We start from the raw sequence: 18,800 nt of genomic DNA, 5'->3' as shown, positions 1-18,800 counted from the left end.
TGCTGCGACGCCGCTCCCGCCGGACGGTCGGTCCGTGGTGCCCCGTCAGTCCGTGACGGTGATCCCGAGGTGCCCGGCGAAGGCGCCGGCCAGGTCGAGCGCCTGGCCGGAGGAGAGGACGGCGCCCCGCAGGAAGTCGATCCCGCTGAGGATCCGCAGGTCGGCGCCGCGCAGGTCGACGTGGCGCAGCCGGGCCTGGTCGACCACCAGGGTGCCGACGGTGCAGCCGTCGAGGGCGACGCGCTCCGCCCGCGCCCCGGTGAGGTCGAGTTCGTCGATGGTGCAGTCGGTGAACCGCACATCGAGCAGGGTCGCGGCGCGCAGGTTCAGGAACGTCAGCTTGCTCCCGGTGACGACGACGGACCGCAGCTCGGCCTCGTCCAGCTCCGCGGCGCCGAGGCGGGACCCCTCGACGTGGACGTCCCGCCAGGTCGACCGGGGCGCGCGCAGGACCGGCGCGTTCAGCCGGGTGATGCGGGTCTCCAGGATCCGGGCGCCGCGCAGCTCGGTCTCGTGCGCCTCGAGGCCGTCGAACGCGCACTCGCTGAACACGACGTCGGAGAGGTCCCGGCCCCCCAGGTCGGCGTCCGGGTACCGGTTCCCCTCGTGGTGCGCGCCGGCGCGGATGGTGGTCGGGTCGGCGTCGGTCAGGTCGGGCAGGCGCAGTTCGCCGATGCGCGGGGCGGCGACCTGCGGGCGTCCGGTGGCCATGCGTGTCCTTCGGTCGGGGTGGTCGGGTGGTCGGGGCTCAGTCCACGGCTGGGTCCGCTGCTCCGTCCACGGCTGGGTCCGCGGCTCCGTCCGCGATCGTGAGGAAGCCGTCGACGACGGCCCGCCGGACCTGCGCCAGCAGGGTGGCGGCGAAGGCGGGATCCTCGGGGGTGAGCAGCACCGCCAGGGCGGTGACGATCTGCCCGGCCGTCAGTTCCCCGTCGCTCGCGCCGACGAACCCGGCGAGCGCGGTGGACGCCTGCACCGTACGGCGGAAACCTCCGCCCTGGCGCAGCAGGATGACGGCCGGGTCGGGCTCACCCGGCGTGCCGTGCCGTTCCTCGGTGACGTCGGGGGCGACGGTGAGCCGCAGGGCGGCGAGGGCGTGGTCGTCCCGTGCCGCGAGCCGGTCGTGGCGGGCGACGGTCGCGGCCAGGGCGGGGCCGAGGGGCTGCTCGACGGCGTGGGTGAGGGTCTCCATCCGGCGCAGGGGCGTGCTCGTCCGCTCGCCGCCGGCCGCGTTGCCGTCGGCTGCGTTCGCGGCCATGGCGCTCGCGTCGGCGGGTCTGCGCAGCCAGATCATGCCGAAGCCGATGGCGGCGACGTCGCGGGCGGCGAAGTCGGCCAGGTAGGCGGCGTAGGCGGCCCGGTAGGCGTCGGGGTCGGTGGCCTGCGCGGCGTCCCGCAGCCACAGCTCGGCGTACTCCGCGGGGCTCTGCGTGTCCCGCTGGGTCACCCACCACTCCCGGCCGTCGTCCTTCTGCATCTCCTGCGAGCCGAACCACGCCGCCGTCAGGGTCTCGTCCCAGTCGGTCCCGCGAGGCGTCTCCCAGTTGCCGAGCAACTGGGCGGTGCCACCGGCCGTCAGATGCGCCGGGAGGGCGCGGACCAGCTCGGTGACGAGCCGGTCGCCCGCCCGGCCGCCGTCGCGATAGGTGTAGCGGGAGTCCGCGGTCTCGTCGGCCCTGCGCGGGGTGATGACGAAGGGCGGGTTGGAGACGATCAGGTCGAAGGTGCGCCCCGCGACCGGGTCGAGCAGGCTGCCCTGCCGCAGGTCGACACGGGCGGGCAGGTCGGCCGGGTCGAGGTCGAGGGCGGCGGCGTTGAGCAGCAGGTTGAACCGCGTGTAGGCGAGCGCCCGGGCGGAGAGGTCCGTGGCGGTGACGTGCCGGGCGTGGCGGAGCAGGTGAAACGTCTGGATGCCGCACCCGGTGCCCAGATCCAGGGCGGTGTCCACCGGGCGGCGGGCCGTCACCTGCGCGAGGGTGAGCGAGGCGTGCCCGATGCCGAGGACGTGGTCCCGGCGCAGCGGGCCGTCGGTCTGCAGGGCGCCGAGGTCCGCGGCCACCCACAGCCGGGTGCCGTCGTCGGCCTCGTAGGGCCGCAGGTCGACCTGGGAGCGCAGTGACCCGGAAGGCTCGTCGCGGTCGTCCGCGACCGGCTCGACGAGGCGGCACGCCCGCAACGCGGCGACGGTGCCGGCGTCGAGCCGGTCCGCCCGCACCGGCAGGCCGAGCAGCAGCAGCCGGATCAGCGCGGCGCGGGTCCGGGTGGCGGCGGCAGCGGCATCGTCGTCCAGGGCCCGCCCCGTGACCAGCTCCGCGGGTACGGTCTCGTCCCGGTCCAGTGCGTCCGAGGCCTCGTCGCCGAGGAGGGCCCGGACGCCGTCGACCGTGAACCCGGCGGCCGTGAAGCCGGCGATCAGGCCGGCGAGCGCGGCAGAGTCGTCGGCGTGCGGGGTATCGAGGGCGTCCTCGGGAGGCGGAGTCGGGGCGGCGGGCACGGTCACCAGCGTAGTGACCGGGTCACCACCGCTCGGGCTCGGGGCCGAGGTCGAAGGTGCGCCCGGTGACCTCGGTGGGCACCACCTCGACGAACGTCTGCTTGAGGGTGGGGATCCAGGGCCGCAGCGGCAGGCGTTCCGCGGCCTCGATCTCGGCGCTGGACTCGAGGGCGCGGGCGGTGCCGTGCACGACGACACTGCGGGCGACGCCGCCGGTCACCTCGTCGGCCTCGATCGCGACCGCGGTGTTGACGGTCAGGGACAGCAGCTTGGTGCCCTCGGCCGTGCGGAACACGATGCGGCCGTCCCGGGCGACCAAGTTGATGGGGAACATGTCGATGCGGCCGGCGGGGGCCACCGCGAGGCGGCCGAACCGCGCCTCCTCGAGGAACTCCCAGCACTCGGCCTCGGTCAGCGGACGGATGGCGGCGTCGTCGGTGCTCATGCCCCGATGATGCCACTTCTACGTCTCGTAGAAAAGGGTGGTTCGGTCGGCGGCCGGTGGGACAATGGCAGGGATGACGGACGGACTGACGCACCTGGGCCTGCTCGGCCGCACCGGGGCCGTCCCCGCGTCGCCCGGGGAGTCCGACGCCGGCCGCACGCCGCCGCAGGTGCGGCACGTCCGGGTGCTGCCGGCTCGCGACGCCGTGACGGCCCCGTGGCCGGCCTGGGTGCACCCGGAGGTCGTCGACGCGTTCGAACGGCGCGGTGTGCATGCCCCCTGGGTGCACCAGGTGCAGGCGGCCGAGGCCGCGCACGCCGGGAAGCACGTCGTCCTGGCCACCGGGACGGCGTCGGGCAAGTCCCTGGCCTTCCAGCTGCCGGCGCTCGACGCGGTCGTCCGGGCCGAGGAGCGCGCCGCCACGAGCCTGGACCCCGACGGCGCCGTCGTGCTCTACCTCTCCCCCACCAAGGCCCTCGCCGCCGATCAGCTCGCGTCGTGGCAGGGGCTCGCCGTGCCCGGTGTGCGGGCGGCGACCTACGACGGGGACACCGAGCAGTCCGAACGGGCGTGGATCAGGGAGCACGCGAACGTCGTGCTGGCGAACCCGGACATGCTGCACGTGGGCATCCTCCCCCACCACGCCCGGTGGGCCCGGTTCCTGCGCCGGCTGCGATACGTGATCGTCGACGAGGCGCACGGCTACCGTGGCGTGTTCGGTGCGCATGTGGCCAACGTGCTGCGCCGGCTGCGCCGGGTGTGCGCGCGGTACGGCGGGGACCCGGTGTTCATCGGGGCGTCGGCGACGTCGTTCGAGCCGGAACACTCGTTCTCCCGACTGATCGGGGCGCCGGCCACCGCGGTGGAGACGGACTACTCGCCGCACGGGGCGGTGACGGTCGCCCTCTGGGAGCCGGCGCTGACCGACCACGACGGCGAGAACGGCGCTGCCCGCCGGCGGACGGTGATCGCCGAGTCCGCGGACCTGATGGCCGACCTCGTGTCGGGGGCCGTACGCACCATCGCGTTCATCCGGTCCCGCCGCGGCGCGGAGAGCATCGCCGCCATGGCCCAGCGGCTGCTCGCCGACGTCGACCGCACCCTGCCCGGGCGGGTGGCCGCCTACCGCTCCGGGTACCTGCCGGAGGAGCGGCGCGCCCTCGAGCACGCGCTGCGGGACGGCCGGTTGCTCGGGGTGGCGAGCACGTCCGCGCTCGAGCTGGGCATCGACATCGCCGGGCTCGACGCCGTGCTGGTCGCCGGTTGGCCGGGCACCCGGGCGTCCCTGTTCCAGCAGATCGGCCGGGCCGGGCGCGCCGGCCAGGACGCGCTGGCGGTGTTCGTGGCGAGCGACGACCCGCTCGACACGTATCTCGTCAATCACCCGGAGGCGATCTTCGACCGGCCGGTGGAGGCGGCCGTGTTCGCCCCGCAGAACCCGTACGTCCTCGGCCCGCACCTGTGCGCCGCGGCGGCGGAGGCGCCCCTGACCCGGGACGATCTGGACCTGTTCGGCGCGGCGGCGGCCGGCGTCGTCGACGACCTGACCGCGCAGGGGTTCCTCCGGCGCCGCCCGGCCGGGTGGTTCTGGACCCACCCGCAGAGCGCGGCCGCCGCGGTGAGCCTGCGCGGCGAGGGCGGACAGCCGATCGACATCATCGACGCCGCCACGGGGGCCCTGCTCGGCACCGTCGGCGCCGGCCAGAGCCACCACCAGCTGCACCCGGGAGCGGTGTACACGCACCAGCAGGTCACGTTCGTCGTCGACGACCTGGACGAGGCGAACCACTGCGCGATCGTCAGCCGCGGCGAGCCCGACTACTACACGACCGCCCGCGACATCACCGACATCGAGGTGCTGCGGACGGACCGGACGATGCCCTGGGGTCCGGTGACCGTCTGCTTCGGGCAGGTGCGGGTCTCCACGCAGGTGGTGGCGTTCCAGCGCAAGCGATTCGCCTCGGGCGAGGTGCTCGGCGAGGAACCGCTGGACCTGCCCGTCCGGGAGTTGATCACCCAGGCGGTGTGGTTCGTGGCCCCTGCCCCGCTGCTGGCGGCGGCCGGCGTGGCCGCGCCGGAGCTGCCGGGGGCCCTGCACGCCGCCGAGCACGCCGCGATCGGGATGCTGCCGCTGGTGGCGACGAGCGATCGGTGGGACATCGGCGGCGTCTCCACGGCGCTGCACGCCGACACCGAGCACCCGAGCATCTTCGTCTACGACGGATACGCGGGCGGGGCCGGCTTCGCCGAGCGCGGGTTCGAGGCCGCCGGCACGTGGTTGCGGGCGACGTCGGACGCCATCCGCGCGTGCGAGTGCGAGACGGGCTGCCCCTCCTGCATCCAGTCGCCCAAGTGCGGCAACCGGAACAGCCCGCTGGAGAAGGCCGCCGCCATCGCGCTGCTGGACGAGCTGCTGCGCCACGAGCCCCCTCGCGATCCCCCTCCCGGACCCGCGGGCTCCCCGTCCTGACCGACGCGGCTGTCCTCCGGCGCGCCGCCGGGGGCGGGGAATGCGCGGCCCGGCCGGTGCGCTGTTCCCGGCGAAGGAATCGGCCGGCCGGAGGAGAAGAATGAGCTCGACGCGCCCTGACGCGCTGTCCGCGACGGTGACACCGGTGTACCTGGCCGCGTCCGATCCCCGGGCCGCCACGATGATCGCGGACCTGGCCGACGTGTACGGGGCGCTGTACGGGCCGGGCGCCCACGATGAGATGACCCGCTACCCGGCCGACCTCTTCGACCCGCCCCAGGGCGCCTTCATGCTCCTGATGCACGACGACGTCGCCGTCGCCGGCGGTGCCTTCATGTCCCACAGCGCCGGCACCGCGGAGTTCAAACGGATCTGGACGCACGCGGATCACCGGCGGCAGGGGCTGAGTCGCCGCGTGCTGGCCGAGCTCGAGTCCGAGGCCGCCCGGCGCGGTTACGTCCGGGTGTTCCTCACGACCGGTCCCCGGCAGCCCGAGGCGATCGCGCTGTATCGCAGCACGGGCTACACGCCGCTGTTCGACGTCCACGCCGACCCGGAGCGGATCGGCCTGCACTCGTTCGAGAAGATGATCGGCTCGCCGCCGGCGGACCAGCCGCTGCCGCCGATCACACCGCCCGTCCTCCGGCTGGACTGATGCCACGGCGGCTCCGCCACCCCTTCTCGGTCGCCGCTGACCCGTTTGACGCCGACCTGTCGACGCCGACCTGTCGACGCTGCCCCGTTGACGCTGACCTGTTGACACCGTCCCGTCGCGCTGACCCGTTGACACCGTCCCGTCGCGCTGACCCGTTGACACCGTCCCGTCGCGCTGACCTGTTGACACCGTCCCGTTGCACTGGCCCGTCGACACGGTCCCGTGCTCGGCGCGGGAGGCCGGCGAGGGGTGGGCGTCACGGCGGCGCTCCTGCCCGCGCGCGACCCGTCGCCGGAGGCCAGGGGTAGGGCAGGGCGGAGGTGACGACGACGTCGGCGGTCCCGCCGCGGTCGGCCCCGATGCGGCAGGTGATCACGCGGACCCGGTTGGCTGCGGCGACCGCCCCCGCGACACCGCAGGGATCGCCGGGACGCAGGCCACGAGCGGTGTCCGCAGCGGCGAGGGCCGCCAGGTCCGCCCCGGTGGCGGCCCGCGCCGACGCGGCAGCGGCCTGCGCCACCAGCAGGAGGACGCCCAGCAGACCCAGGGCCAGCGCGCAGAGCCCCACCACCAGCACCGTGCCCGCCCCCCGGTCGCCACCGGCGGCGACGGCGAGCCGACCACCGCGGCCGGTGCGCGATCCCGCAGCCGCGGTGGTGCCGATGCAGGCCCGTCGCCGCCGGGCCCGTGCCGCCACGCCCACGTCAGATCCCCACCGTCCGGCCGGAACCGGCCGCGAACGCCGGCCGTGGCGGTGTGGGACGGGACCGGGGACCAGCGGCGTTCCCGGTCTCCCGTAAGCCGGTGGCCTCGGCGACCACGGTCAGGGGCAGGACGACACCGGCGACGACCGGGACACGTTGCTCCACGCGCACCCGGACCAGCGGCCCGTCGGCGCCCACGGAGACCCGCGCGTCCGGCCCCGCCTGCTGCCCGGCCAGCCCCCGCGCCACCCCCTCCGACTCGCCGCGAGCCAGCGCGCGGACGGCCGCGCGGGCGGCGCCCTCCGCCCGGACCTGGGCCGTCCCGGCGGCAGCGCCCGTGACGAGGAGGCCGAGGACGAGGACGACGGCGGGCAGCGCGACCGCCAGCTCCGCCGTCACCGCGCCCCGATCGCCCCGGGCTCTGCTCGCGAGCACCTCAACCGCCGAGGGCCTGCCGGATGATGGCCGTGAGCAGGCCCCTGACCTCGTTGCCCTTGAGGATGAGCACGAGCAGGCCCGCGAAGCCGACGGCCGCCAGGGTCGCGATGGCGTACTCGGCGGTCGCCATCCCCGCGTCGCCGTGCGCGATCCGCCGGCAAAACGCGACCAGGGCCGGCAGTGCCCGACGCACGGCCCCGGCGAGCCGGCGACGTCCGCTGCCCCGGGCCGGCCGGCGGGGCTGCGCCGCGAAGACGTCGGCGGCGTCACCGCCGTCGCCCGTCGCCGGGAGGACCGCCGGGATGCGGTCGACCACCGGGTCGCGGCGGGCCCGGTGCTCGTCGAGCCGGATCACGCGGCGCACGTCGGTGTCGTCGGTCCGGCCCGCCGGCCCGTCCTCCAGGGACGACCGCCGCGCGCCGGGGTAATCCGCCAGCAACGTGTCGGGAAGTGGCGCGCGAAGCGCGTGTTGAGACATGACTAATCCTCTCGTCGGGGCCGTCGGGCGACGGCCGCTGATCCCAGCGTCGGCCGGTGCGGTCGACGGGTGAAGTGACCTTCCCGCGATGGTGCACAACTCGCGCGCCGGCGGCCCCTGGGGAGGGAGATCGACCGGCTTCAGGAGCCGAGGGCGGGCAGCAGGGCGAGGACGACCGGGACGACCCCGAGGCAGAGGAAGGCGGGCAGCTGGCACAGGCCGAGGGGCAGCACGAGCCGCACGCCGAGCGAGGCGGCGCGCCGTTCCGTCTCCTGCCGGCGACTGCCCCGCAGATCGACGGCGCGCGAGCGGAGCAGGGCCGCGGAGGGCGCGCCGGTGGTCGCGGCGAAGACCACCGCCTCGAGCAGTGGACCGATCACCGCCAGGGTGACGCGGTCCCCGCGCCCCCGGGAGCCGGCGTGCGCCGCGTTCGTCGCCAGGGCGACGGCGGCCGGCCAGTCGGCCCCCAGACGACGCGCCCCGACGACGCGTCCCAGGGGCGGCCCCACCGTGTCCGGGTGCAGGCGGGACAGCAGCTCCAGGGCGTGGTCGATCGACACGCCGGCCTCGAACATCGCCGCCATCAGGTCCAGCAGGAGCGCGGCATCGGGCCGGGACCGCACTGCCCCGGCACCGTCTCGCCGGGGGACGGTGACGTGACGGTCCGGTCTTCGGGACGGCCGCGCACGCGCGGGCCCACCCACGACGACGGCGACGCCGCACAGCAGGGCGACCAGCGCCCCGGTCACCACGATCGCGCCCGCATCGTCAGGCCGCCGCGACCGTCAGCATGCGGCGGACCCAGAGATGACCGGCGACCATCAGGACGGCGGCCAGCGCCGCCAGCACCCAGCCCGCCGGCGTCGTCGTCAGCACGTGCACCGGATCGGTGCCCATCAGGATCCCGAGCCCGAGCCCCGCGACCGGCAGCCAGCGCAGGATCCTGACCGTCACGGCGGGCCCGGCGAGGGCGGCGGCTCGCGCCGCGTCGGCGGCTCGCGCATCGGCCTGGGCCGCGGCGAACCGGTCGAGCAGGCCGGCGAGCGGCGCACCGGTCGCCCGGGCGATGTCGAGGCAGTCCGCCAGCCCGGCCCAGCCGTCGGCCAGGGCCCGGGCGACGGCGCGGCCAGCGGCCCCGCGGGCCGCCACCGGGGAATGACGGGCGGCCCGCAGCGCCTCCGTCGGGTCGTGACCCCATCGCGCCGCCCGTTCGGCGGCGCGCAGGACCGCCTCCACCGCGCCGGTCCCCGCCGCGGGTGCGCGCTGCGCACGGCTGGCGACGACGGCGGTCGACGAGCGTGCCGCGGCGGCTGCGGCCGCTCGGCCGGTGAGCACGTCCGACCACACCGTGGTCAGCGGCCGGCCCGCCGCCAGTAGCGCACTGATCTGTCGCAGGGTCCGCACCTGCTCGTCCAGGTCGGCGACGGCCGGGGCCCGGTTCCGCACCCGGTTCCGGATCGGCGCGCCCGGTCGCCCCGCGTCGTGCCTGTCGGGTCCGGCACCGTGTCTCCGTGGCCCGGCCGGCGCCGTCCCGAGGAGCACCGCGACGGCGAGGAGCAGGGCGGTCAGCGGCCCCGTCACGGGGTCGCCCCCTGGCGGACGATCCCGTCGCCCTCGTCGACCGGGTCGGCGGCGAGCAGGCAGGTCAGGCGTTCCCAGGCCGGACCGCGAGAGAGACCGGAGCGGGCCGCGGCGACGGACGGCGCGTGCAGCGCCGAGTCGGAACGGAGTCGGCCCCGCTCGTCGAGGCTGAGGACGGAGAGATCGGTGACGGCCCGGCCGTCGGCGTCGCGCGTCAGATGGATGACCAGGTCCAGGGCGGAGACACACTGCAGGGCCGTGGTCTCCGGCGACCAGCCGGCGAGCGCCCCCAACGCGACCAGCCGGGCGGGCACGGTGGCACCGGTGTTGGCGTGCACCGTGGCACCCGCGCCGCGATGCCCGGTGTTCATGGCGCCGAGCAGGTCGCGGACCTCCTCCCCGCGGCACTCCCCCACGACGAGCCGGTCCGGGCGCATCCGGAGCGCCTGACGTACGAGATCGGTCAACTCGACCGCGCCGGCGCCCTCGACGTTCCCGCGCCGGCACTGCAGCCGCACCGTATGCGGATGGTCGGGTTCCAGTTCGGCGACGTCCTCGATCAGCACCAGTCGCTCGCCCCGGTCCGCTTCCCCGAGGAGCGCCGCCAGCAGGGTGGTCTTGCCGCTGCCCGTGGCCCCGCTGATCAGGAGGTTCCGGCGAGCCGCCATGACGGCACGGAGCAGGTCCGCGTCGCGATCCGCGACCATCCCGGCGCGGACCAGATCCGCGAGATCCGCCCGCCGGTGCCGTTGCAACCGCACGGACAGCAGCGTCCCCGTCACCGAGATCGGGGGCAGGACCGCGTGGATCCGCGTCCCCCCGGCCAGCTGCGCGTCGGCAGTGGGCCGCCCGTCGTCCAGCCGCCCGCCGGCGGCACCGATGAGACGGACCGCGAGAGCGCGGATCTCGGCCTCCGACCCGAACCGCACGGCGGTCCGCTCCATGCCGCGGCCCCGGTCCACCCAGACGGCGTCGGGACCGTTGACGACGATGTCGGTGGTGGCCACGTCGCGGGCCAGCGGGGCCAGCCGGCCCAGACCGGTCAGTTCCGCCGTGATCTCGTCGATGGCCACGAGGGTGCCGGTCGACCCGAGCAGCTTGCCGGTGTCGGCCAGGGCGCGGGCGACACTCGCCGGAGTGACGGGCGTGCCGTGGTCCCGGATGAGTCCGGCGGCCGCCGACAACCCCGGACGCAGGCCGCCCCGGTCCGTGGGCCCGCTCATCGCGGCGCACCCCAGCGGGCGGCGTGCAGGATCGCCTCGGGAGCCAGGCATCGACGGCCCACCAGCTCGGTGGGCGGGCGCCCGGAGCGCAGGCGCCGCCCCACCGTCGCCAGCCTCGGCCACGGGACGTAGTGCCGTGCGCCGGCCGCCATCGCGATCAGCTCCGGATCGAGCCCGTCCGGCGGGGTGCCGGCGATGACGGCGAGCAGCCGCTCCGGGTCGAGCCCCCTGGCCGCGGCCGGGGTGTGCGTGGCGGCCTCCCACGCCGGCAGGACGAGCACCGTCAGGTCGAGCAACCGGGACCAGTCCCGCACGGCGGCCCGGTCACGGCCGACGTCGACGATCGTCACGGAGAACACCTCCCGTGCGGCCGCCGTCACCGCCTCCCGTACCCGCAGCGGCACGGCGTCCACCCGGCCGGAGAGCAGGGGCAGCCCCTGGGCCCGCGGCACGGCGTCCCCCAGATGATCGCCCGGGATGCGGCCGGCGGCCTCGCTCAGGTCCGGCCAACGCAGGCCCGGCTCGTCCGCGGCGTCCAGCAGGGTGTCCAGGCCGGGACCGAGCGGGTCCGCGTCGACGAGCAGACAGGTGACGCCGAGCCGGCGCGCGGCCGCGGCCACCGCCACGCACACCGAGGTCGCCCCCACCCCGCCGCACCCGCCGATCACCCCGACCAGGGCGCCTGCACCCCGGGGTCCGCCGCGGGCGCCGGTCCGGGCACCGTCCGGCGCGCCGATGACCTCCCCGAGCAGGTCGACCAGCCAGGCCGACCCCTCGGGGACGACGGCGACCCGGTCGGCGCCCCAGTGCCCGGCCGCGTCCCACAGCGCGGCTCCCTCACCGGCGAGGCCGACGACGATGGTGGCACCCGGCCACGGCGCCTGCGGCCGGTCGGGTCCCTCGCGGTCGCGGTGGTGATGGAGACCGGCGAGTGCGACGTCGCTGCCGAGCAGGACGACCGCCGCGGCGCCGAGCACCGCCGACGCCGCGGGCTCGTCGGCGGAGGACACCAGCGTGACGGGCCGGCCCGCGGCCGAGGCCACTCTCTCGATCTCCGTGCGCAACAGGTCGGACCCGGTGACCGCGACCACCCCGCTCGACGCCGGCGGCGGCACCCACCCCGCCGAGGTGCCGGACCGCGGCACCGATGAGGCCGTGCCCCCGGCCGCCGCCGGATCCGCCGTTCGGTCACCGGTCCCGTCACGGGTCCGGTGCCGGGCGTCGCGACGCGACTCGCGGGTGCTCGCAGAGGTGAGAGCCATGCCCCACCGTGCTCCCGCGACCGTTCCGGCGGCCACGGCGGCGCGGCCGGCTGGGGACAACCCCACGCGGACGGCCCCCTGGGGAGGAAGAAGCCACGCGGGCGGGAACGGTCCGTGGGGCACGGCAGGATGGAGGGATGTACACCGTGGTCGCCCGGGACGGCGACGTCGTCCTGCTGCAGGACGCCGACGACGCCGGGTCGCCCACCGGGTCGCCGCAGCGGTGCGCCACCGCCGACGTGGTCCCCGCCGTCGCCCGCCGCGAGGCGATCGGGGACACCCGCTGGGTGTTCGCCCGCACCACGGACTGGTATCCCCGCTGGCTGCGCGGCGGGGTGACGGTGGCTCGGTCGCACGATCTCGGCCTGAGCGGGCAGATCCTCGGGTTCTCCCAGGACGCGGCCGCCGCCGGCTACGCCCCCGATCCGCGTCTCGCCCCGCGCACCGCGGAGGACCCGGACGCGGCCGAGCCCCGGGACGAGAACCAGGCGGCCCTCTTCGAGCCGGCTCCGGCGGCCGACCAGGACCCCTCCCCCGCCGACCTCGTCGCCGAGCTGGGCGCTCAGCTGGCCGCGGTCGCCACCAGCGCGCACCCGGGGCGGCTCCGCCTGCTGCTGGCCGCGGAATCGGCCGGCGCGCTGGCCGGGGCCGAGATGCACCACGCCGGCCTGCCGTTCCGGGCCGACCTGCACGACGCCTACCTGCGGAGTGTCCTCGGTCCCCGGGTGCCGCACGGGCAGCGCCCGCAGAAGCTGGCGCACCTGGCCGGCGTGCTGCAGGAGGCCCTGGGCGCCCCCACCCTGAACCCCGACTCGCCGCAGGACCTGCTGCGGGCTCTGCACCGGGCGGGCATCGAGGTCGCCACCACCCGCAAGGGGGAACTCGCCCGGCACAGCCATCCGGCGATCGCACCGCTGCTCGAGTACAAGGCGCTGTCCCGGCTGCTGACCGCCAACGGCTGGGCATGGCAGGACGCGTGGGTGCGCGACGGCCGGTTCCGGCCCGACTACGTGGTCGGCGCCGTCGTCACGGGGCGGTGGGCCACCAGCGGCGGCGGTGCTCTGCAGATCCCGCACCAGATCCGCGCCGCCGCGCACGCGGACCCGGGCCACCGGCTCGTCGTCGCCGACGCGGCGCAGCTCGAGCCGCGGGTCCTCGCCGCCATCGCCGTCGACGATGCGCTGGCGGCCGCCGCCCGGGGTCGGGACCTGTACGCCGGCGTCGCCGAGCGCGGCTTCGGCGGCGAACGGTCCGCGGCCAAGGTCGCGATGCTGGGCGCCATGTACGGCGCGACGACCGGCGAGGCGGGCCGGCTCGTGCCCCAGCTGGCCCGGTCCTTCCCGCGGGCGGTGGCCCTGGTGGAGGCGGCGGCGCGGCTCGGCGAGGCGGGCCGGCCCGTCAGCACGCATCTGGGCCGCAGCTCACCGCCGGCGGGTCGACGCGTGCGCACGGCGCTGGCGCGGGGGGACCAGCCGGTGCTGCGAGCGAACGGGCGGTTCACCCGCAACTTCGTCGTCCAGGGGTCCGCTGCCGAGTGGGCGTTGTGCTGGCTGGCGGACCTGCGCCGTCGGCTGCGGGATCAGGGCGGGCGGGCGCGGCTCGTGTTCTTCGTGCACGACGAGCTGGTCCTGCACGTACCCGACGACGAGGTGGACGTCGTCGTCGAGGCCGTGCGGGACGCGGCCGCGGCGGCGTCCGCGCTGCTCTTCGGGGCCGGCCGCGACGACTTCCCCGTGAGCGTGGCCGTCGTGGACAGCTACGACCAGGCGAAATGAGCGCGTGACGAGACGGTCGGACGGCCTCAGAGCGGCGCGGGGATGCGGCGCGTCCTGTCCCACGGCACCGTCCAGCCGAGCCGGTCGAACGCCCCGCTGAGCAGCATCCCGGTGAAACCCCAGACGACGCCGGCGTCCTCCTCGTCACCGAGCAGGAAGGCCGGTGACAGGTGCCGGTGGGTGCCGCGCTCGACGACGGCGGTGACTCGACGGGCCGGGTCCAGCAGGTCGGAGACCGGCGCCCGGAACACGCGCTCGGACTCGCCGCGGTCGACGACGGCGACCGGGGTGGTGGTCGCCCACCAGGCCAGCACGGGGGTGACCCGGTAGCCCGAGACCGGCACGCCAACCTCGGGCATGGTGCCGAGCACTTCGACGCCGTTCGGGTCGAGCCCGGTCTCCTCGCGGGCTTCCCGGAGGGCGGCCGCCTCGACCGACGCGTCCGTGGCGTCCACGCCGCCGCCGGGGAAGGCGATCTGGCCGGGGTGGTGCCCGAGCCGGCGCGAACGCTCGACCAGCAGGACGTCCAGGTCGGCGGGCGCGTACGCATGACCGGCGTCGGCCGGGCGGCCGTCGAGCACCCCGAACAGGATGAGCACGGCGGCGGCGCGGGCGGTCGCCGGATCCAGCCCGAGCTGCGGGTCGGCGGACCGGCCGGAGATCAGGGCTTCCCCGGCGGCGCCGAGCGCGGAGAGATCCGTGTACGCGCTCATGTGCCCAGCGTGAAGCCCTCGGCACGCAGCTGCTGCCGGGTGGCGCCGGCGCGCACCCGCGCGAGCAGGTCCTCCCGGCCGGGCGCGAGTTCGTACTTGAGCAGCTTGCGGGCAGCGGTCGGGTCGGTCTCGCCGATCCCGGCGGACGGGCACAGACCGGCGATGACACAGGCACCGCACGCGGGCTTGCGGGCGTGGCACACGCGGCGGCCGTGGAAGATCAGCCGGTGGGAGAACATCGTCCACTCGGGCCGTTCGATCAGCTCGGCGACGTCCTGCTCCACCTGCACGGGGTCCTCCGACGTCGTCAGCTCCAGCCGCCGGGACAGCCGCCCGAAGTGCGTGTCGACGGTCAGTCCGGGGATGTCGAACGCGTTGCCGAGCACCACGTTCGCGGTCTTGCGGCCGACACCGGGCAGGGTGACGAGCGCGTCCAGGTCCGCCGGGACCTCGCCGTCGAACTCGTCGACCAGCTTCGCGGCCAGGGCGAGCAGGCTGCGCGACTTCGCCCGGAAGAACCCCGTCGGCTGGATCAGCTCCTGCAGCCGCACCTCGTCCGCCCCCGCGAGGGCATGCGCGTCGGGGTACGCGGCCAACAGCGCGGGGGTGACGGCGTTGACCCGGATGTCGGTGGTCTGCGCCGAGAGCACGGTGGCGACGAGCAGCTCGAACGGGTTGCGGAAGTCCAGCTCCGCGACCGCGTACGGGTACGCGTCGGCCAGCGTCCGGTTGATCCGGCGGGCTCGCCGCTTGCGCGCCAGCGGCGATTCGGGGCTCGCGGCGTGGCTGCCCGTCCGGCGCCCCGGTCGCGGCTCAGGCACGCTCGATGCTGTTCAGGTCGTGGAGGACGCCGACCCGCCCGTCCGTGTGCTGGACGACGAACGAGGTTCCACGGTCCTGGAGGGCGAGGATCCAGGCGCCCGGCTCGAGCAGGAACTGCTGGGCGCCGGTGCGCTCGTCGAAGGCCGGCCGGGGGTAGGCGACGGCGAACCAGAACGCCTCGTACTCGTCCGGCCGCCGCTCCGTGCGGCCGCGCTCGCGGTCTCCCTCGCCGGCACCGGCGGCGAATCGATCGCCCGCCGCGTCGATACGGTGCTCGTGCAGGTCCTGATCCCGGTCCTGCTCGTCGTCCTGGTACGGGTCGACGACGGCGCCGATCGGGGCGGCGACGGCGGTGGCGCCGCTCTGATCGTCCGGATTCGCGTCGGCGTCCCGGCCGGACGGCCGCACGACGGTGTCCGCGTCGTCCACCATGACGGCCTCTTCGGGGTGCCCGGCCCGCGGGCGGATCGCGGTGTCCGCGTCGTCGACGTCGATGCCGGGCCCGCTGCCGGTGTCGGTGCCGGGAACCGGCCGGGCGACCGTGTCGTCGTCGAGATCCGTGCGGGCGGCCCCCGTGGTGGCCGGCTCGAGGACGTCGGCGGCCGCCGCGTCGGTCTCACCAAGCGCGCCGGTCTCACCGGGCGCCCCGGTCTCACCGGACACGCGCTCGGCGCCCTCGGCGTCCGGGCCGGGGCGGGGATCGGTGCCCGAGGCGGCTCGGCCGCCCACGCCGGGAGCACCGGTGACCGGGGCGGCGGCGGCGGTGGCGGGCGTGCCCGAAGCCGCGGCCGGGGTCGGCGTGGCGGATCCCGTCGTCGTGCCCGCACCGATCACGGTGCCGGCCGTGCCCGGGTTCGCTGCGGCCGGAACGGCCGGCGCACCGGCATGGGACGAACCGGCGGCCGTCGTCGCCGGCTTCGGCGCCTTCGGGACGCGGACGGCCGGGACCGCCGGTCGGGCGACGAGCCGCGCCTCGACCGACGGGCGCACCGCGAAGTCGCCGGCGAACACCGGGATGTGGGGTCCGCCGACGGTGGCGACGAGCATCCCGAGCGCGCCGATCAGGGCGATGATCGGCCCCGCCTGGAAGAAGCTGACGACGCTGAGGAAGCTGAACACGGCGGCCACCGAGGCCACCACCGAGGCGAACTGGTCCAGGGACAAAGAACCGATCCGGATCACCTCGTCGTTGCCGCTCAGCCGCCGGGCGACGAACAGGCCACCCACCACCAGCGGCAGCAGCAGACCGAAGATGACGTGGTGAAGACCCAGCCCGTAGTTCCACATGTTGCCGAACGAACCGTCCGACAGCACGATCAGCGGGATGAGGCTGCCGATCAGCAGCACGACGATCGACCCGAGCACCGTCAGGTCGCGCACCGTGAACGGGCCGGCCACGGCGCGCTGCCGCTCGTCGACGCCGCCCTGCTCCCGGTCGGCGTCGCGTCCGGTCAGCGTGGTCCGTCCTCCCGTCCCGACCACGTCCGGCGTCGTCGGCTGCGGCCGGCCGTCGCCGGCGCGTCCACTCTCGTGCGGGTCCTGAGCCATCGGTCCTCCTGGCGGTGCAGCGCCGGGTGCCCCGGCGCACGGCATCGATTCGCGTCCAGCCTAGTCATGGCGCCGACGGGCGAACCAGCCGGGCACACGCCCGGGTCACCGGGTGCAACGGATCCGCAACCCCGCAGTCGTGACGCACGGCACATCCGACCGCGTCCGTCCCGTAGTCTGGCCGGAAAGCACAGTCTGGCCGGAAAGGTGCACCATGTCATCGGATGCGTCCACCCCCATGGACAACCTCTCCCACGAGGATCGCTCCTTCACCCCCGATCCGGCGTTCGCCCGCGACGCCGTCGCGCAGAAGACGCTGTACGCCGAGGCCGACGCGGACCGGCTCGCGTTCTGGGCCGAGCAGGCCCGCGAGCTGCTGACCTGGGACACCGACTTCACGCAGACCCTGGACTGGTCCAACCCGCCCTTCGCGCGCTGGTTCGGCGACGGAAAGCTCAACGCCGCGTACAACGCGCTGGACCGGCACGTCGAGGCCGGCAACGGGGACCGGGTGGCCATCCACTTCGAGGGCGAGCCCGGCGATACCCGCACCTACACGTACGCGCAGCTGACCGAGGAGGTGAAGAAGGCCGCCAACGCCTTCACCGCCCTGGGCGTGGCCGCCGGCGACCGCGTGGCCGTCTACCTGCCGATGATCCCCGAGGCCGTCATCACCATGCTCGCGTGCGCCCGGATCGGCGCCGCGCACTCCGTCGTCTTCGGCGGCTTCTCCGCCGACGCCCTGCGCAGCCGCATCGACGACGCCGAGGCCAAGCTCGTCGTCACGGCGGACGGCACCTGGCGACGCGGCAAGCCCAGCGCGCTCAAGCCCGCCGTCGACGCCGCGCTGGCCGACGGCAGGTCCACCGTCGAGACCGTCGTCGTCGTCAAGCGCAACGGCGAGCCGGTCGACTGGACCGAAGGCCGAGACACGTGGTGGTCCGACACCGTCGAGACGGCCTCGGCCGACCACACCGCCGAGGCGTTCGAGGCCGAGCAGCCGCTCTACATTCTCTACACCTCCGGCACCACCGGGAAGCCCAAGGGCATCCTGCACACCACGGGCGGGTACCTCACCCAGGCCGCGTTCACCCACCGCAACGTCTTCGACCTGCGCCCCGAGACCGACGTCTACTGGTGCACCGCGGACATCGGCTGGGTCACCGGGCACAGCTACGTCGTCTACGGTCCCCTGGTCAACGGCGCCACCCAGCTGATCTACGAGGGCACCCCGGACACCCCGCACCAGGGCCGCTGGTGGGAGCTGGTGCAGAAGTACGGGGTGACCATCCTCTACACGGCGCCCACCGCGATCCGCACCATGATGAAGTGGGGCGAGGACATCCCCGGCGGGTTCGACCTCTCCTCCCTGCGCGTGCTCGGCTCGGTCGGCGAACCCATCAACCCCGAGGCGTGGATGTGGTACCGCCGGGTGATCGGCGGGGACCGCTGCCCCATCGTCGACACCTGGTGGCAGACCGAGACCGGGGCCATCATGATCTCCCCGCTGCCGGGCGTGACCGCGACCAAGCCGGGCTCCGCGCAGGTGCCGCTGCCGGGCATCACGGCCGACGTCGTCGACGACACGGGTGCCCCCGTGGGCGACGGCGAGGCCGGCTACCTGGTGATCCGCGAGCCGTGGCCGTCCATGCTGCGGAACATCTGGGGCGACCCGGACCGGTTCGTGCAGACCTACTGGTCCCGGTTCGAGGGCATGTACTTCGCCGGCGACGGCGCCAAGAAGGACGACGACGGCGACGTGTGGCTGCTCGGCCGGGTCGACGACGTCATGAACGTCTCCGGGCACCGGCTCTCGACCGCCGAGATCGAGTCCTCCCTCGTCGGCCATCCCGCGGTCGCGGAGGCCGCGGTCGTCGGTGCCGCCGACGAGACCACGGGCCAGGCCGTGATCGCCTTCGTCATCCTGCGGGGGTCCGCCGCCGGCGAGGACAAGGAGACGATGAGCGAGACGCTGCGGCAGCACGTCGGCAAGGACATCGGCGCCATCGCGAAGCCGCGGAAGGTGCTGATCGTGCCCGAGCTGCCCAAGACGCGGTCGGGGAAGATCATGCGCCGCCTGCTCAAGGACGTCGCCGAGGGCCGCGAGGTCGGGGACGCCACGACGCTCGCGGACGGCTCGGTGATGAACGAGATCGCCGCGGACTTCGCGAAGTGACCGACCGCAGCTGAGC

The 18,800-nt window shown here is 75.4% G+C and carries 17 protein-coding genes; 4 read left to right on the top strand and 13 right to left on the bottom strand.

What is annotated here, in order from left to right:
- Nucleotides 1-45: 45 nt before the first annotated feature.
- The 3 genes from IEX22_RS02365 to IEX22_RS02355 are packed head-to-tail and all read right to left on the bottom strand — an operon-like array spanning nucleotide 46 to nucleotide 2,939.
- Nucleotides 46-711: a pentapeptide repeat-containing protein gene (locus IEX22_RS02365; RefSeq protein WP_188665790.1), complete on the bottom strand. Its 666-nt coding sequence runs from the start codon at nucleotides 709-711 to the stop codon at nucleotides 46-48.
- Between the two features lie 37 nt (nucleotides 712-748).
- Complete coding sequence (locus tag IEX22_RS02360) at nucleotides 749-2,494, bottom strand: DUF7059 domain-containing protein (RefSeq protein WP_188665787.1); 1,746 nt, start codon at nucleotides 2,492-2,494, stop codon at nucleotides 749-751.
- A 22-nt stretch (nucleotides 2,495-2,516) separates the two neighbouring features.
- Nucleotides 2,517-2,939: a pyridoxamine 5'-phosphate oxidase family protein gene (locus IEX22_RS02355; protein ID WP_188665785.1), complete on the bottom strand. Its 423-nt coding sequence runs from the start codon at nucleotides 2,937-2,939 to the stop codon at nucleotides 2,517-2,519.
- Nucleotides 2,940-3,012: 73 nt separating this feature from the next.
- Between IEX22_RS02355 and IEX22_RS02350 the strand changes: the two genes are divergently transcribed.
- A complete protein-coding gene (locus tag IEX22_RS02350; RefSeq protein ID WP_188665783.1) occupies nucleotides 3,013-5,409 on the top strand; it encodes a DEAD/DEAH box helicase in 2,397 nt (798 codons plus the stop codon).
- A 100-nt stretch (nucleotides 5,410-5,509) separates the two neighbouring features.
- Complete coding sequence (locus IEX22_RS02345; RefSeq protein ID WP_188665779.1) at nucleotides 5,510-6,064, top strand: GNAT family N-acetyltransferase; 555 nt, start codon at nucleotides 5,510-5,512, stop codon at nucleotides 6,062-6,064.
- 256 nt (nucleotides 6,065-6,320) lie between these two features.
- Here IEX22_RS02345 and IEX22_RS02340 read toward each other — a convergent pair whose 3' ends face one another.
- The 7 genes from IEX22_RS02340 to ssd all read right to left on the bottom strand — a co-directional run bounded on the left by IEX22_RS02340 (nucleotide 6,321) and on the right by ssd (nucleotide 11,750).
- Nucleotides 6,321-6,767 carry an Rv3654c family TadE-like protein gene (locus IEX22_RS02340; RefSeq protein ID WP_229659701.1) on the bottom strand — a complete coding sequence of 149 codons (447 nt, stop codon included), beginning with the start codon at nucleotides 6,765-6,767 and terminating at the stop codon, nucleotides 6,321-6,323.
- Between the two features lies 1 nt (nucleotide 6,768).
- Nucleotides 6,769-7,203, bottom strand: coding sequence for a TadE family type IV pilus minor pilin (locus IEX22_RS02335; protein ID WP_188665776.1), 435 nt, complete (start codon nucleotides 7,201-7,203; stop codon nucleotides 6,769-6,771).
- A 1-nt stretch (nucleotide 7,204) separates the two neighbouring features.
- The gene (locus tag IEX22_RS02330; RefSeq protein ID WP_229659700.1) at nucleotides 7,205-7,684 is read right to left on the bottom strand and encodes a DUF4244 domain-containing protein; all 480 of its coding nucleotides are present in this window, start codon (nucleotides 7,682-7,684) and stop codon (nucleotides 7,205-7,207) included.
- Between the two features lie 140 nt (nucleotides 7,685-7,824).
- Nucleotides 7,825-8,307 carry a type II secretion system F family protein gene (locus IEX22_RS02325; protein ID WP_188665773.1) on the bottom strand — a complete coding sequence of 161 codons (483 nt, stop codon included), beginning with the start codon at nucleotides 8,305-8,307 and terminating at the stop codon, nucleotides 7,825-7,827.
- A 145-nt stretch (nucleotides 8,308-8,452) separates the two neighbouring features.
- Nucleotides 8,453-9,265, bottom strand: a complete 813-nt coding sequence (locus tag IEX22_RS02320) for a hypothetical protein (RefSeq protein WP_188665761.1) — start codon at nucleotides 9,263-9,265, stop codon at nucleotides 8,453-8,455.
- Nucleotides 9,262-10,488, bottom strand: a complete 1,227-nt coding sequence (locus tag IEX22_RS02315; protein WP_229659699.1) for a TadA family conjugal transfer-associated ATPase — start codon at nucleotides 10,486-10,488, stop codon at nucleotides 9,262-9,264. The genes IEX22_RS02320 and IEX22_RS02315 overlap by 4 nt, the downstream gene beginning before the upstream one ends.
- Entirely contained in the window at nucleotides 10,485-11,750 is a 1,266-nt protein-coding gene (gene ssd, locus IEX22_RS02310) for a septum site-determining protein Ssd (protein WP_188665755.1), read from the bottom strand. Before ssd ends, IEX22_RS02315 begins: the two co-directional genes overlap by 4 nt.
- A 137-nt stretch (nucleotides 11,751-11,887) precedes the next feature.
- On the opposite strand from ssd, the gene IEX22_RS02305 reads away from it, so the two are divergent.
- A complete protein-coding gene (locus IEX22_RS02305; RefSeq protein ID WP_188665752.1) occupies nucleotides 11,888-13,525 on the top strand; it encodes a bifunctional 3'-5' exonuclease/DNA polymerase in 1,638 nt (545 codons plus the stop codon).
- A gap of 26 nt (nucleotides 13,526-13,551) precedes the next feature.
- On the opposite strand, the gene IEX22_RS02300 is transcribed toward IEX22_RS02305, so the two are convergent.
- From IEX22_RS02300 to IEX22_RS02290, 3 genes are read right to left on the bottom strand one after another with little or no spacing between them, the layout of a single operon-like run.
- The gene (locus IEX22_RS02300; RefSeq protein WP_188665749.1) at nucleotides 13,552-14,238 is read right to left on the bottom strand and encodes an NUDIX hydrolase; all 687 of its coding nucleotides are present in this window, start codon (nucleotides 14,236-14,238) and stop codon (nucleotides 13,552-13,554) included.
- On the bottom strand, nucleotides 14,235-15,059 hold the full coding sequence (gene nth, locus IEX22_RS02295) for an endonuclease III (protein WP_188665747.1): 825 nt from the start codon (nucleotides 15,057-15,059) through the stop codon (nucleotides 14,235-14,237). The genes IEX22_RS02300 and nth overlap by 4 nt, the downstream gene beginning before the upstream one ends.
- On the bottom strand, nucleotides 15,052-16,608 hold the full coding sequence (locus tag IEX22_RS02290) for a hypothetical protein (protein WP_188665745.1): 1,557 nt from the start codon (nucleotides 16,606-16,608) through the stop codon (nucleotides 15,052-15,054). Before IEX22_RS02290 ends, nth begins: the two co-directional genes overlap by 8 nt.
- Nucleotides 16,609-16,822: 214 nt before the next feature.
- Between IEX22_RS02290 and acs the strand changes: the two genes are divergently transcribed.
- The gene (gene acs / locus IEX22_RS02285; RefSeq protein WP_188665743.1) at nucleotides 16,823-18,784 is read left to right on the top strand and encodes an acetate--CoA ligase; all 1,962 of its coding nucleotides are present in this window, start codon (nucleotides 16,823-16,825) and stop codon (nucleotides 18,782-18,784) included.
- Nucleotides 18,785-18,800 lie beyond the last annotated feature (16 nt).

Source organism: Tersicoccus solisilvae, assembly GCF_014643255.1.
Taxonomy (GTDB): domain Bacteria; phylum Actinomycetota; class Actinomycetes; order Actinomycetales; family Micrococcaceae; genus Tersicoccus; species Tersicoccus solisilvae.
The sequence above is the reverse complement of the archived record's forward strand: the minus strand, read 5'-3'. Positions and strand labels throughout refer to the sequence as shown.

Coding starts and splice junctions, on each gene's coding strand:
- IEX22_RS02365 (WP_188665790.1), bottom strand. CDS start 711: ATGGCCACCGGACGCCCGCAGGTCGCCGCCCCGCGCATCGGCGAACTG.
- IEX22_RS02355 (WP_188665785.1), bottom strand. CDS start 2,939: ATGAGCACCGACGACGCCGCCATCCGTCCGCTGACCGAGGCCGAGTGC.
- IEX22_RS02350 (WP_188665783.1), top strand. CDS start 3,013: ATGACGGACGGACTGACGCACCTGGGCCTGCTCGGCCGCACCGGGGCC.
- IEX22_RS02345 (WP_188665779.1), top strand. CDS start 5,510: ATGAGCTCGACGCGCCCTGACGCGCTGTCCGCGACGGTGACACCGGTG.
- IEX22_RS02330 (WP_229659700.1), bottom strand. CDS start 7,684: ATGTCTCAACACGCGCTTCGCGCGCCACTTCCCGACACGTTGCTGGCG.
- IEX22_RS02315 (WP_229659699.1), bottom strand. CDS start 10,488: ATGAGCGGGCCCACGGACCGGGGCGGCCTGCGTCCGGGGTTGTCGGCG.
- ssd (WP_188665755.1), bottom strand. CDS start 11,750: ATGGCTCTCACCTCTGCGAGCACCCGCGAGTCGCGTCGCGACGCCCGG.
- IEX22_RS02305 (WP_188665752.1), top strand. CDS start 11,888: ATGTACACCGTGGTCGCCCGGGACGGCGACGTCGTCCTGCTGCAGGAC.
- IEX22_RS02300 (WP_188665749.1), bottom strand. CDS start 14,238: ATGAGCGCGTACACGGATCTCTCCGCGCTCGGCGCCGCCGGGGAAGCC.
- IEX22_RS02290 (WP_188665745.1), bottom strand. CDS start 16,608: ATGGCTCAGGACCCGCACGAGAGTGGACGCGCCGGCGACGGCCGGCCG.
- acs (WP_188665743.1), top strand. CDS start 16,823: ATGTCATCGGATGCGTCCACCCCCATGGACAACCTCTCCCACGAGGAT.